Source organism: Paenibacillus sp. NPDC056579 (assembly GCF_042793215.1).
GTDB lineage: Bacteria > Bacillota > Bacilli > Paenibacillales > NBRC-103111 > Paenibacillus_S.
On the sequence record NZ_JBHTVD010000011.1, the window covers coordinates 146,444 to 160,011 of the forward strand.

The window sequence follows — 13,568 nt, forward strand, 5'->3', positions numbered from 1 at the left end:
AGCAGCGGCTTACAAGGCTTGATTGTCATTAAAGGAGGCCATATAGTCATTTCTTGATTCATGGATTTGAGGCGGATACACCGGCTCCCGTTACGCAAAGAAGACGAGAAGGCTGATCTTCAGCCTGCTCGCCTTCCTAGTTGTTCCGTCTTATTAATACACGTCACGCTGGTAACGTCCCTGTTCCTGCAATTCTTTAAGATAGGCTTCAGCAGCTTCGCGGCTCAGCTGGCCTTCTTTTTCAATAATGTCAATCAAGGTATTGTGAACATCCTTCGCCATGTTTTGCTTATCGCCGCATACGTAGAAGTAAGCTCCGCGCTCAAGCCACGCGAACAGCTCCTGACCGTTCTCCTGCATTTTATGCTGCACGTACACTTTCTGATCCGTATCGCGGGAGAAAGCTGCGTCGATTGTGGTCAGGGCGCCTGCTTGCTGATATTGCTCTAGCTCCTGCCGATAAAGGAAATCCGTCGCGGAATGCTGATCGCCAAAGAACAGCCAAGCTTTGCCTGTCGCCTTGCTCACCGCACGCTCTTGAATAAAGGAACGGAATGGTGCGATACCTGTTCCTGGTCCTACCATGATGATGTCCGTCTCCGAGGATTCCGGCAGATTAAAGTGTTTGTTAACTTGAACAAAGACCGGAACGGTAGCTCCTTCGTTCAGACGCTCTGCGCACATAACAGAGCATACACCTTTGCGCTCGCGTCCATGCGCCATATAACGAACTGCGCCGATCGTGAGGTGGACTTCCTCCGGATTCGCTGTCAGGCTGCTTGCAATGGAATACAACCGTGGCGGCAATTTTCTTAGTAAAGCGGTAATATCCTGTGCGGAAGCTTTCCAAGGAGCAAAATCGCTCAGCAAATCCAGTACATCTCGACCGTCCGTATAAGCCTTCAATTTTTCCGCATCCGCCACCAGCTGCTTCAGCTCTTCATTCTCTGAAAGCTCAGCTGCCTGCTGAACGATTTTTTTGGATAGCAGGGTAATCTCGAAATGCTTCAAAAGCGCTTCTTTCAACGGAAGCGTTTCATTCTGTTTATTAATGACAACCGGAGTCTCCGCATCCCACTTCATAACCTCAATAATGAGAGCTACCAGCTCCGGATCGTTTTCAGGAATAATACCTAGGCAATCGCCGGGCACATAGGACAGACCGGAGCCCTGCAACGACAGCTCAATATGGCGTGTTTCTTTACTGGAGCCTTCTCCATTTAAATTGACATTTTTCAACACTTTTGCTTGAAACGGGTTGGTTCTGGAAAACAAGGATGGTGATTTTTCGACATCAGTAGCCTGCATTCTCTTCACTCCAACAATTTTTTTACATTTAGAATATCACATGCCGCATAACTTAGAAATGATTTTTCATGAATCATCCTATAGATCTTTACCTATTCTTCATAATTGTACACAATTGATAACATGTTTAAAACAACTATTCTGCTTCCACATGTAAAAAAAGCTCCGTATTTAAGTCCATTCTTTGTAAGAAATTTCGGTTTATCTTGAAACCTAATCTTTGCCGGTTAATAGCCGTCTCCCAAACTGCAGTCGCGCTTCAAGCTCGATCCTGCTTTTACAATCTTCGCAGTAATGCATTCCTTTAAAGTTACGTTTCAAGTTGTCGTAGGCTTGAGTCCCCTCGAAGGCATTAAACGCCTTTTTGCAGCTATAACAGGTCGAATGCAAACGAAATCCGTTGGAGAAGTCCTGCACCAAAATCCCCCTCTCATTAATCGCGGCAAGCTCCAGCATTATTGACGGGACAAACGTGATGCGTTATAACGGAGTAAAATCAAAATAACACACTGTATTATTTATTTTAATACAGTGTGTTAAATAAGACAAGGGGTGTATACGGTTGCCGAAAATCGTGGACCATGAACAAAAAAGAAAACTGATAGCTGAATCGGCATGGAGTATTATCGAAGCAAAAGGGATCGAGCATGCATCAATCCGCGCCATAGCCGCTGCAGCAGGGCTATCGCCTGGGGCCTTACGACATTATTTTTCAACCCAGGACGAGCTGCTATTATTTATTGTGGATTATTATTTGACGAGAGGAGTTACAAGGAGAGGGGAGCTGGATATAAGCCGTATTCCGCTGAAGGCTGCGAAGGAAATTCTATTAGAGCTGCTTCCTATGGATTCAGAAAAACGAACTGCAGTCGGTGTCTGGTGGGTATTCGCCATCCGTTCCCTCACTAGTTCGGCCTTACAAAATAAAAAGGACGAGCTCACTGACGGATTACATTACCTGACTAAAGCCGTCCTCGATATTCTAGCTAAGGCGGAGCTTCTCCCCTCTTCGATAGACGTTGAACTCGAAACATATCGATTGGCTGCAATCGTCGAAGGCTTGACAAGCCTAGCCTTGCTTCGCCCGGAGGTCTACACACCGGAGACTGTTGAGCGGATCGTTACCCGGCATCTCCGAGAGCTTTGTGCGAGCATGTCGGATGAATAAGCTTCCGATGCTGCTTCAATGCCGTAATGCTGCAATGTTATAAGTTTAGGGAGCAGTTGTCACAGCGATCTGCTCCCTTAAATCGTTCCTTCACCGCTATTCACTGCTCTCGATTCATCGAGTCATGAGCCATTCGTTGTGCTTCCCATTCACGCGTTTATTTATGGGACAACAAGAATTCGGCATCCCGGATGAGATAATCTGCGTATGGAGCTGAAATATGCTTGCCCTTTTGAGCATTGACATGGTTAACAAAAGCAGCCAGATTGCCGGAGGCCAATTGGCTCTTTAAGCTGTTTGCAATACCTGCGTTATCGATCCATCCGGCATTACTAAAGCGCTCGATCAATGCTTGCAAAGCTTGGATGCTTGTTGATGTCTGGAACCTAATGGTTTGGCTGCTTACGTTTCCTGCCAGATCGCTTGCAGACACATTGAATATGTGCGGACCGAGTGGAAGTGTATAAAGCGGGACTATCATGCCTTGTTGTACTTCATTCGCATCGAGAGTTATTGTCGTCTTGCTGTTATCACCCCCGATAAGTAATCGCTAAGCGACAAGACCGGCGATAGTTCCATGGAATTGTCAATCGTACCGTACACCACACCGGTCACTGTAATCACCGGGGCTGTCTTATCCAGAGTGAAGACAATCGTTGTGGCTTCCTCCACGTTGCCGGCGTTATCTACGCTCCAATAAACGATCGAATGTACCCCCTCGGTTGAGATTGTAACGGAAGTCCCCGCTTGTGTAGTCCCCCCATCTACCGAATAGTAGGTTGCTGCTACTCCGGAGCCGTTGTCTACAGCGTTGAAGCTGATAGTAGTATCCTGATTCGTCGGGACCTTCGGTGCGTTATCCGTCGTAACGGGTGCTATTGTATCTTTGTCAGCAAGGTAGCCTAATTTGTGTGTGTACAGAGGACTGGCAGGTACCGGGCGCATAAAAGTAACGTCAGGTAAACTTCCATCAGGTTTTCTAGGTGCAGATAATTGGGTTGTATCCAAGCTTACAAAATCTGCGTCCGTAATGTTGAGACCGCCATTGATTGTCCATGAATTATTCGTTACATTTTCCGAAGGATTATTATCATTTATTATTGCCTTACCAACATAAGCAACGTTATCATGCAATACTTCTCTGTAGCCGGGGATGTCGCCGACTTGAGTCGGACTTACTCGCTCCAGCATATCGAAGTTAGCTCTGCCATTTTTATAGGCCGTATTATTAGTCCAGTTAGCTGCTTGACCCGGCTGATGATTAGCATAAAAGCCGGCACCACCGTTATTTACAGCTAAGGAATATTTAACGGTATGAACGGGCAGCGGACTAGGAAGTCCTTCTGTTCTAGTAGTATATCCGCCGACTTTAAAACCGTTTTTATCGCCTTTCCCATCCTGATTTCCCCTATGATTGAAGGACCAGGAATGGTCATAGATCACCGGCGCGCTTGAACTGATGCTGTCAAACCCGTCGTCACTGTTATTCCATGCACGGGAATTAATGAACGAAACGGGACCCGCATGAGCACCAAAACCATCTGTATTTCCAGCCGATGTATCCGTTGGTCCAATGTTGTTGTATGAATCACAATTAAGAACTATTCCCGTCCCTCTTGTAGTAAAGTAAAAGCCGTTAGCTTCATTATCATGAGCAGCTACATTCTCGAAATCGGCTTGCCCAATAACTCGAAAAACTTCGGATTGCTTTTGATTCCCTACTTTAACTCCGGTCACATCAAAGCCTTTGAATTTAATACCCGTTACTTTATCCGCTACACGAAAAGCAGCCACACGCAGATTCGTCGGCACATGTTTGAAATCAAAGACAGGCCTTTCTCCAGGATATGCCTCATATGTAATTCCGCTCTTAGTAATATCATGGACATAGTTATAATTACTATCGGTATTCGCAATTTCAAAATCATCATATACTCCTCCGCGAATATATACGGTATCCCCAGAGGACGATGCTGATTGCGCTTTCATTATGCTTTTGAAAGGAGCAATCTCCGTTCCTGAATTGTTATCATTACCCGTTGGAGAAATGTAATAGCTTGCTGCAAATACTGAGGTGGATATAACAAATAATGCAGCTAAACTAATCGTTATCATAGCGACACCAATTTTACCAATCTGGCTCATAGATAAAACCATAGATTTTAATGAGGCTGCCATAGTTATTTCACTCCTTTTTAGTCTATCTCCATTACAACTCTAACACCTATGCCGGGAGTTTTCGCGTCGGTTCCGGAGGCATTACGATAGGCTGAGCGAACCATGGTATGGTCGTCTCCCCAAGCCCCTCCGCGCATTACACGAGATTCACCTGAAAGCGGACCTTGCGGGTCCACGACATCACCTTGCGGATATGCCGCTGCATACCAGTCATTACACCACTCCTGAACATTACCGTACATATCGTAAAGTCCCCAAGCATTGGGCTTTTTCTGACCTGCAGGATGAGTCCCATTATTGGAATTTTCCTGAAACCAGGCATAGTCGCCTAGAGATGATTCATTATTACCAAAATGCCATGGGGTGCTTGTTCCTGCACGTGCCGCAAATTCCCATCGTGCTTCCGTTGGCAGGGTAAATTTACGTCCGGTCTTTTCTTGGAGTTTGTTTAGAAATAGTTGAGAGTCATCCCAGCTAACACTGTCAACAGGTCGTTTATCACCTTTGAATTTACTTGGATTGGTTTCCATCAATTCTTCCCATTGCTCCTGGGTCACCTCATATTTTCCCAGATAAAAGGGTCTTGTGATCGTGACCTTGTGTTCCGGAGCCTCATCCTCCTCTCCCGTAGTCAAAGAAGATCCCATTGTAAATGATCCTGGATTAATCAGAACCAATTCCATATTCCTGCCGTGCCCGATATCAACGCTTATTGTTTTTGGCAGATGTACTGGAACGGTTTGTTCAGACTTTTGATTACTGTAATAGATTAGACTGGCACCTGCTATGCCTAAGACTACCAAAAATGTTAGTAGAGAAGACTTCATTTTCATAGGCACCTTCCTATTGCGTTCGTGTCATAGGTATTATCCCCTCCTCTCCTACTTCGCACTCGCGGATTGCAGCGCATTGTTTACTTCTTCTTCGGTTGTACGAAGCATAGTATTGATGTCCATCTCTCCGTTGACTACTTTCATCGCATTTGTCGTATATTTTCCTAACACTCCGGCTTTGCTTTCACTCACTGTTTTTTCTGCCATTGCCGGAAATTTGGAGAAGAACGCCGAGAAATTTTTGTCCTTGTACGCTGAATTTTGCCCAAGTGTTTTCTGAATCGTCTCGTCCTTCAATACGGTCATGATCCCGTTCTTGGAAGCCTCCAGCTGATACTCATCGGATGTGAGGAACTTGATAACCTCCATTGCGGCATCTTTATTCTTAGACATCTTCGTCACGGAGATCACTCCCGGATAGGCTTGCGCGCCGACACCTGGCAGCTCCTTGAATGTAGGGAAGGTAACGACATCCCAGTTCATCGAAGCCATATCCTGGGCAAATACTACCGGCAGCAAAGGAGAGGCTGTATACATGGCTAATGTTTTCTCCTTGACGAAGGTGTTGGAATCAGGAATTTTGCCTTTCGATTGCTCAATTTTTTTCTTGTAGATATTATTTTGCGTAGGGCGGATTAGCATCGTATCGATGACTTTTTTCCAAGTGTCGTTATTGATCGTAGCTTTATTGGTGGAGCTATCTACAAGCGGAAGTGAGAATTGATTGGAAACGAATACTTGGTTCAGGGATGGGGATAAGCCCGTGTAGATAACACCGCTCTCTTCCCGGGTCACTTGGTTCGAAAGCTCGATAATTTCATCCCAGGTCATTCCATCCTTAGGATAAGGCACGCCAAACTTATCAAAGAGATCTTTATTGTAATAGAGGGCCATTCGGTCATTATAAAGCGGCAAACCGTAAAGTCCCCCTCCGGACGTCTTCTTCAGTGAATCGATCATGCTCGATTCGAAACGGTTCAAGTCGACGTTATGCTGCTTAATCAAATCCATCATATCGAACGCCGTTCCGCTGTCGAGTACGGAGCTTGTGAACGAAGCAATGGAATCCCACTGAATATCGATTTGTGCGCCGGAGGTCAACAGCTGCTGCAAATCCGTACTGTTCGGTACACGCTGAATATATTTAATGGTGTAGCTCGGAAACTTTTTGCGGATTGCGTTACCGAATCGCTCGTTAAAGTTCTCCTCGGAATCCTTACTTACCGAATAAAATACAAGCTCAACCGGCTCCGTAATTTTCTTGGCTTCCTCTACTTTGCCTTGGGTTGGCGTCCCGGAGCTGCTGCAGCCCCCCGCTACTAGAGATAAAGTCGTGAGCATCGTCAAACGAATGGTCCAGTTCTTCTTCTGTCTCATGGAAATCCTCCTTATATATCCTCTTGATTCATTACATCTCATTTCATTTCATCTCATCGTCTTCCAATTGAGCTTTCCGGTGTAATATTACATTATTTACCAATTAATTTGAGTTATGTAATCGCATTCAAAGAGCATTGCGACGAAGCCAAGCTCCGCTTTCTCCACCTGCTTACATCATCCTCCTTAGAACGATTACCAGTCACTGCCTTCAGCTGCAGCTTTCCTGCGTCCGTTGTTGGGAGACGGTATATGAGTCTGCACTAGCTTGAAGCATTCCCCTACACCGCCGCAACATCTTTTCGTAGGTAGCTATAACCCTTCCGGTATTTTGGTTGTTTCTCGCTCAACGAACGTAAGAGGCACTTCCATTTCTCGAACCTCATCCTCCTTCGATCTTCCTTCGAGCTTGTTAATCAATTTATGAATGACCGACTGGGCTTGATCCATATAGGGTATTTCCCAGCTTGAAATTCCCGGATAGCTGTTAATGGCTATGTAATCGTTATTAACACCAATCAGCATCAAACGCTCGGGAATAGGAATGTGCAGTTTGTTCGCAGCGGACAACAGCTTCAATGCAATATTATCGTCAAAGGCAATGATACCGATTCGCCCCGAATGCCGCTGTACCAAATCCGTCAAATAACGCTCATAATCCAACTCTTGAATATCCGTAGATTCATGAAGTAAACCGCTTCCATATTTATCGATTCCATCCCCAAAACCAAGCCGCCGCCGTTCATCGATAATCTTTGAGCCTTTGTGCCCTACATAACAGAGCATGGTACACCCTCGATCAGTCAGAACCTTGCATGATTGCTCGCAGGCACCGGCAATTCCCAGATTAACCGAGCCGATCGAAATATCCTCAGGCCAGCTCCAGCCGTTAATCAATACCAAGGGGGTGCCTTGATTCACAATGGATCTGGTAGCCTCCATCCCCATGGCCAAGCCATGGCAAATGAGACCGTCTACTCTTCGCTGTAACAGTACTTCCAGATGTCTTCGCTCAATGTCAGGGTTCAGCCCGTTGGAAGAAAAAACGGTCAGATGGTAGCCGGCATGGTGCGCTTCTAGCTGCAAATGCTCTGCTAACATACCATAGATGCTCTTAAAGCCTGGTATAATGAGACCGATTTCAAATGTTTTCTTTCGACTTAACCCCGCTGCCATTATGTTTCGCCGGTAGCCCAGTTCATCGGCTGCCAATTCAACCTTACGAATCGTTTCTCTCGATGTTCGAATTCCACCTCGGTTGAGGACATTGGAAACGGTTGCAATTGAGACACCTGCAAATTCCGCTACATCGACTATGGTGACTTGTTTGGTCTTACTCATCAGCAATTCATCTCCACTTTGTTAAACGTTTAACACACTTATTAGATTATGCTTAAACGTTTAACATGTCAAGAAAAAAATGGAAGCTAAGGCGAATTAATGAACTATCCATTTCGGTTTTCCAATGTAAACGTTTCAAGGTTAAGTTTCTTGTAAGTTTTGCAGAAAACTCTTGATTCATTGCCAGAAATAATAATAAGATGGAACAGTTCGATTTAGCATTCACAGGTCCTCCTTGAAGCTTTCATTTTATTTACAACGGAAGGTGATCATAACCTCATGGAATTAACACAAACCCAGATCAGGAATGAAGCTTCGAAAAAACCATTCCCCATATCATTGATATCCTTAACCATGGGTGCCTTTGCCATCGGGATGACGGAGTTCGTCATCATGGGTCTATTACCCAACGTCGCTGCCGATCTAGGTGTCAGCATCTCGGCCGCCGGCCAGCTCATTACGATGTATGCGCTCGGCGTTGCCGTTGGAGCCCCGATTCTAACCGTGCTGACCCACAAAATTCCGCAAAAGAAACTGCTAGTCTTTCTGATGCTCTTATTTATTGCGGGAAATATCCTTTCCGTCGCAGCTCCGAACTATGCGGTGCTGATGGGAGCCCGATTAATCACCGCCCTGACGCATGGAACCTTTTTCGGCGTGGGCGCCGTTATTGCTTCCAAGCTAGTATCTCCTGATAAACAAGCCGGCGCTGTGTCGATCATGATGGCCGGTCTAACTATCGCCAATATTATCGGCGTCCCGTTGGGTACCTTCATCGGCCAGCATTTGGGCTGGCGGGCTTCCTTCGCCACGATTGCCGTCATGGGAGCCATTACCCTGGTCGGAATCCTGATGTTCATACCGCAATTGCGGCAGGATATGCCCGTAAGCGTCATGCAGCAAATTTCGGCACTCACAAGCCACAAGCTGCTGCTCTTCCTACTGATCGCGGTGCTCGGGAATGCCGGTTTGTTCGCCGTATTTACGTACATTACCCCGCTGCTTGTGCAAGTTACCGGTTTTGCCGAGCATAGCGTCACATGGATACTCGTTTTATTCGGCTGCGGCGTGACCATCGGCAACATCATCGGCGGCAAGCTTGCGGATTGGAAGCTGATGCCTTCCATTATCGGCATTTATTTGACCATCTGCGTGCTTCTTACCCTCTTTACATTTACGGTCCACAGCCCGATTGCTTCGGTGGTGACCATTTTCCTCTGGGGCGCCGCATCCTTTGCCGTATTCCCCGGCATGCAGGTGCGCATCATGAGTTTGGCGCAATCGGCGCCGGCTTTGGCCTCGACGACCAGTCACTCCGCCGGCAATTTGGGAAACGCCACCGGCGCTTTCATTGGTGGCACGGTGATTACTCACCTGTCTATCACCTCGCTGCCTTGGGTCGGAGCGCTGCTAGTTGCCTCAGCTCTGATTCTAAGCATCGTCTGTTACCGATCCGACCGGAAGGCGCGTTAATTGTGACGAAGCGTTTCAGATTCAAAAGAAGATGGCTCCTGGCAAATACAGGAGCCATCTTCTTTCAGTTTAAAGCTTGTGTACAATGAACTAATGATTTCCTGATTGATCATGAGGCACTGTGACGGTTGAAGTAGTAACCGCTTGGTTGCCTGCTTTATCGGTTATCGTATACTTGATTGTGTAAATACGCCCCGATCCTGTACCCAGCCTTGCAGCACGTAAACTAAAGGATGTAGCTGCAGTGCCCAAATCGGCTGCAATATCATCTTGACTGCCAGCAGGCTCGTTGCTCGTAATGGAGGTTAACTCAACAGAAGCAACGCCTGATGCCGTATCGTTCGGATGAAGTGCTGCATCGATAACGACCATTTGATTATTCGGCGGCCATAACGACGTTTTATCCAATTGAACGGATAGCGATGGTGCCGTTTTGTCAATCTTAAACTCTACCGTTTGAGTCACTTTTACATGGCCTGCTTGATCCGTACCGCGATAATGGATGGTATACAGCCCGTCACCGAAGGCTGGCAGGATTCCAGTGTAGGCAGTCCAAGGCCCGTTATTTACTTGGTATTCGAATTTCACCACACCGGACATATTGTCGCTTTCTGATAAGCTTACCGTTACATTCGATGTATACCATCCGTTACTACCGTCAGGTACGGCAGGACTTAGATTCAGCATCGGAGGTGCTGATTGAATCGTGATGTCGTCTATATAAGCCGTAAATTCACCTTCTGCAGCGTTATCGTACGCGGCTATAACAGCGACTATCGTCTTGCCTGCAAGAGAAGAGTTTACATAATAAGTTAATTCCTCCCATTCCCCTACTTTACCTTTGGCATTTTTGCCGTCAAAACCATACGTGTCACTCAAATAAGTACCGTCATCAAACAACAGATCAATGAAAACATGCCGGCCTAAGTCATTTTCTGCTTTAATAAAATAAGAAAGCTCTAGATTTTTTTGAACTTTTATTTTCGTTGGCGCAATTCGCGCGTAAAGTTGAGAGTTTTCTGAGCGGCCTTCCGATGTACCGTTGAATCGGAAAGAATACGCTCCTCTATTATAAGTATCTTTTTCTATGGCAAAGGAATCTGAAGCAAGATCCGTATGTTGCCGTTTCAAAATGGCCGGATTATCACGTTCATTCGCATCATCGGGATTGTATATACCTACGTCAACGTTGGTCAGCTCCCCGCCCATAGCTACGCGTTTTTCAAAGCCATTCCGCCAATAAACAGGGCCAGTCGAATGCTCGATCGGTACCACATAGCTTACAGGGTTATCCTCGGTTATATCACGTTTAGATAAATTAGCGATGGCTCCTGCCAGCCGCAAATAATAATCGGAAGAAAGCCAGGTACCTTCTGACGCATGTGTATAAACATACTGCTCGCCTTTCGGTATCATATAGGAATCTTCAGCACCTTTCATAATTGCAGTGCCTTCGTCATACTCGTCAAACATTGCTATATACATGGACTTTAATCCATGCTCTCTTAAAAGCGCCGCTTGGGTCCACATGAAATCTCCGCTGTCTCTAGGTATCTCAAGCGGCGGCGAGTTGACTCCTTTCCTCATGTTCGACCATGCAAATCCAGGGAAAATAACTGGCTGGAAGTCTACTCCGTATTTCTCGCAATAAGCCAGCTCGGTATCTAACCGCTTCCACCAGTTTTTGGCGCCCTCTGTGCCTGAGAACCGTCCTACCGTCCAAGGAGAAGCCATGTCAATGGACTGATAAACCTCGGCATAATCATTTGTTACCGACGCCCATGTATTATCAGGTAACCCTCCAATAACATAGTAGCCCCTGTCTTGGAACCAGTGAATAAGAGTCAGCGCCACTTCGGCGCTCGGATATCTTGTCGGATTATTTCCCGCAAGACCCCATAAGCAGACCACCGGCTTACCATTGGCATGGGCATAGCTCGTTGAGCTTACAATGCCTTTTCGTTCGATATTATAAACCCAATCTTTCTTGATTCTTTCTATTGCTGCGTCCCCTGCACTTCCGGACCCTGACATATCATACATGACATAGAAAAGCTTGTTATACTTTTCAGCCGCCTCTTGAACCAGGTTAATATGATTTTTTACCGGAATTTCAGAGACCTGTGTTTCGTTATAAAATCGCTGAACTGCTAACCCGTCTATGCCATAATCACGCAACCAAGAAGCATGCAGATCCACCACGTCTTTATTCTTAGATGTAAACAGCTTAGCTTGTTCTCCGTTTTCCAGGTTTTCAAAATCTGTATTGAAAAGAGCCGTGGTAGGATATTCTCTTACATCCGGCCAAAGTTCAACATTAAGCTTTCCAACTCCAGGCCTTGCTCCGGAGCCCCAATGAACCCATCCTGTATTGGTTTCAGTAGCAGCAAACCACATTTGGTAACCGGAAACCGTTTTTCCAATCATGTTATTACTTGGAGTCTGTTCGGCAAATATAGGAGGAGCTGTCTCATCTATAGGGGTATCCTTACCGCCGGCAATGCGTATGCTTTTTACGTAAAAATTCCCGCCGGCAGCCGATATTCTGAAATCAGCACCGCCATTTTGTTTTTTGTTCATTTGCGCATCGCTTACTACGATTCTAAGTGTTACTAGTTCTCCCGTATTATACAGCTGTATGAAGTGTCTGTTATTGTAAGCATGCCCTGTTGATTTCTGGCCAAGCTCCAAATAGGGCCTATTGGACCCAACATCATAATACTGAATTGTAAAAATCACGTCTTCGATGCCTCTAAGGGGAGAGTCTGCCGGTAATGTACCATACAGATATTTATTGGTATTAATACGCCCGACAATATCTCCTTTATACTCTTCTACGAAAGTCTGGGCTTCGGAAGAAGGATTCCCGTTATATCTGGTATAGGTCACTCCTTTTTCGACTACCGTTTCACTGAACTCAAGCAAAGCGTAGTAGGGTACGGACGATACAGATACGGAATAGGTTCCTTTTATACTTTGGTCGGCTGTGGATGATGCGGTTACTATTAATGAAGCAGCGGTTTCATTATTTGCGACCGTTAATAGACCGGTATCGCTAATCGTCGTTCCACTAGTGACGGCCTCATGATCTTGATTCACAACAGACCATGTCACGGTTGGCGTTGTTGCATTAGTTGGCGTTATTTCCGCAATAAATTGAAGCGTTCCGCCCTTTTCAACCTCTGTAGCCGTGGCGGTTACATGTATATTCGTAATTTTCACTGACGGCGTCTTTGCTACGGTTACGGACGCTACTTTCAAATCAGCATTCGTACCTGCACCACCGCCTTCTAACCCTATCCTAAAGTCGGCCCCGTTCGTTCGATTCGCAAATGCAGCATCGTTCAGCTCGAACGTATGCGTTTTCCAGGTATCTGTATTGGTGTACGCTGCCAAAGGCGCGTCTTTGAAGGCTGCGCTTGTCGAATCGTAGTTCAGCAGCAGCTTTCCGCCGCCTTCGTCAAAATATTTCACAGTGATCTGAACGTCTTGGGTATTGTTTTGAAGATAAGCGTCATCTACATTCATGTAAAAATAATACGTGCCCGGACTGGCGGCATTATTGTTCGTCTGCCAATACGTCGTACCGGCTACCGTTCCTGTCAGCAAGCCGTTTGGGTTGTCGCCCGCCCATGCATGGATCCCGTTTTCAACTGGGGTCGGCCCCAGCGTTATGCTGACTCCGTCCACAGACGCTAATGCCTCGTTCGGATAGATTTGTACTGCAGTCAGAATCAAGAGCAGGACTAGAATTCGGGCAATAGCGGATTTGAAGCTGCTACGGTTTACATATTTATACAATAATTCCACGTTCTTTCCCTCCTTAGGTTCTTCTTAAATTCGTCCCTTCAAAGCTGGAAAGCTGGAACCATTCGCAGGAATGGTCCCAT

The 13,568-nt window shown here is 46.1% G+C and carries 9 protein-coding genes; 2 read left to right on the forward strand and 7 right to left on the reverse strand.

Annotation, left to right across the window (positions count from 1 at the left end):
- Positions 1–153: 153 nt before the first annotated feature.
- Complete coding sequence (locus ACFQ88_RS31685) at positions 154–1,308, reverse strand: sulfite reductase subunit alpha (protein WP_379460771.1); 1,155 nt, start codon at positions 1,306–1,308, stop codon at positions 154–156.
- 562 nt (positions 1,309–1,870) lie between these two features.
- Here ACFQ88_RS31685 and ACFQ88_RS31690 point away from each other — a divergent pair.
- Positions 1,871–2,476 (forward strand): TetR/AcrR family transcriptional regulator, encoded by a 606-nt coding sequence (locus ACFQ88_RS31690; protein ID WP_379460773.1) that lies wholly within the window; start codon positions 1,871–1,873, stop codon positions 2,474–2,476.
- A gap of 157 nt (positions 2,477–2,633) precedes the next feature.
- Here the strand turns inward: ACFQ88_RS31690 and ACFQ88_RS31695 are convergent, their stop codons facing one another.
- The 5 genes from ACFQ88_RS31695 to ACFQ88_RS31715 form a co-directional block, all read right to left on the reverse strand.
- A complete protein-coding gene (locus tag ACFQ88_RS31695) occupies positions 2,634–2,834 on the reverse strand; it encodes a hypothetical protein (protein ID WP_379460775.1) in 201 nt (66 codons plus the stop codon).
- Between the two features lie 152 nt (positions 2,835–2,986).
- Positions 2,987–4,654, reverse strand: coding sequence for a right-handed parallel beta-helix repeat-containing protein (locus ACFQ88_RS31700; protein WP_379460777.1), 1,668 nt, complete (start codon positions 4,652–4,654; stop codon positions 2,987–2,989).
- Positions 4,655–4,671: 17 nt separating this feature from the next.
- The gene (locus ACFQ88_RS31705; RefSeq protein ID WP_379460779.1) at positions 4,672–5,487 is read right to left on the reverse strand and encodes a formylglycine-generating enzyme family protein; all 816 of its coding nucleotides are present in this window, start codon (positions 5,485–5,487) and stop codon (positions 4,672–4,674) included.
- Between the two features lie 48 nt (positions 5,488–5,535).
- Positions 5,536–6,864, reverse strand: coding sequence for an ABC transporter substrate-binding protein (locus tag ACFQ88_RS31710; protein ID WP_379460781.1), 1,329 nt, complete (start codon positions 6,862–6,864; stop codon positions 5,536–5,538).
- Between the two features lie 312 nt (positions 6,865–7,176).
- Entirely contained in the window at positions 7,177–8,205 is a 1,029-nt protein-coding gene (locus tag ACFQ88_RS31715) for a LacI family DNA-binding transcriptional regulator (RefSeq protein ID WP_379460944.1), read from the reverse strand.
- Positions 8,206–8,484: 279 nt separating this feature from the next.
- On the opposite strand from ACFQ88_RS31715, the gene ACFQ88_RS31720 reads away from it, so the two are divergent.
- Positions 8,485–9,678, forward strand: coding sequence for an MFS transporter (locus ACFQ88_RS31720; protein WP_379460783.1), 1,194 nt, complete (start codon positions 8,485–8,487; stop codon positions 9,676–9,678).
- Positions 9,679–9,768: 90 nt separating this feature from the next.
- Here the strand turns inward: ACFQ88_RS31720 and ACFQ88_RS31725 are convergent, their stop codons facing one another.
- The gene (locus ACFQ88_RS31725; RefSeq protein ID WP_379460785.1) at positions 9,769–13,488 is read right to left on the reverse strand and encodes an OmpL47-type beta-barrel domain-containing protein; all 3,720 of its coding nucleotides are present in this window, start codon (positions 13,486–13,488) and stop codon (positions 9,769–9,771) included.
- Positions 13,489–13,568: the final 80 nt, after the last annotated feature.

Coding starts and splice junctions, on each gene's coding strand:
- ACFQ88_RS31710 (WP_379460781.1), bottom strand. CDS start 6,864: ATGAGACAGAAGAAGAACTGGACCATTCGTTTGACGATGCTCACGACT.
- ACFQ88_RS31705 (WP_379460779.1), bottom strand. CDS start 5,487: ATGAAAATGAAGTCTTCTCTACTAACATTTTTGGTAGTCTTAGGCATA.
- ACFQ88_RS31720 (WP_379460783.1), top strand. CDS start 8,485: ATGGAATTAACACAAACCCAGATCAGGAATGAAGCTTCGAAAAAACCA.
- ACFQ88_RS31715 (WP_379460944.1), bottom strand. CDS start 8,205: ATGAGTAAGACCAAACAAGTCACCATAGTCGATGTAGCGGAATTTGCA.
- ACFQ88_RS31685 (WP_379460771.1), bottom strand. CDS start 1,308: ATGCAGGCTACTGATGTCGAAAAATCACCATCCTTGTTTTCCAGAACC.
- ACFQ88_RS31700 (WP_379460777.1), bottom strand. CDS start 4,654: ATGGCAGCCTCATTAAAATCTATGGTTTTATCTATGAGCCAGATTGGT.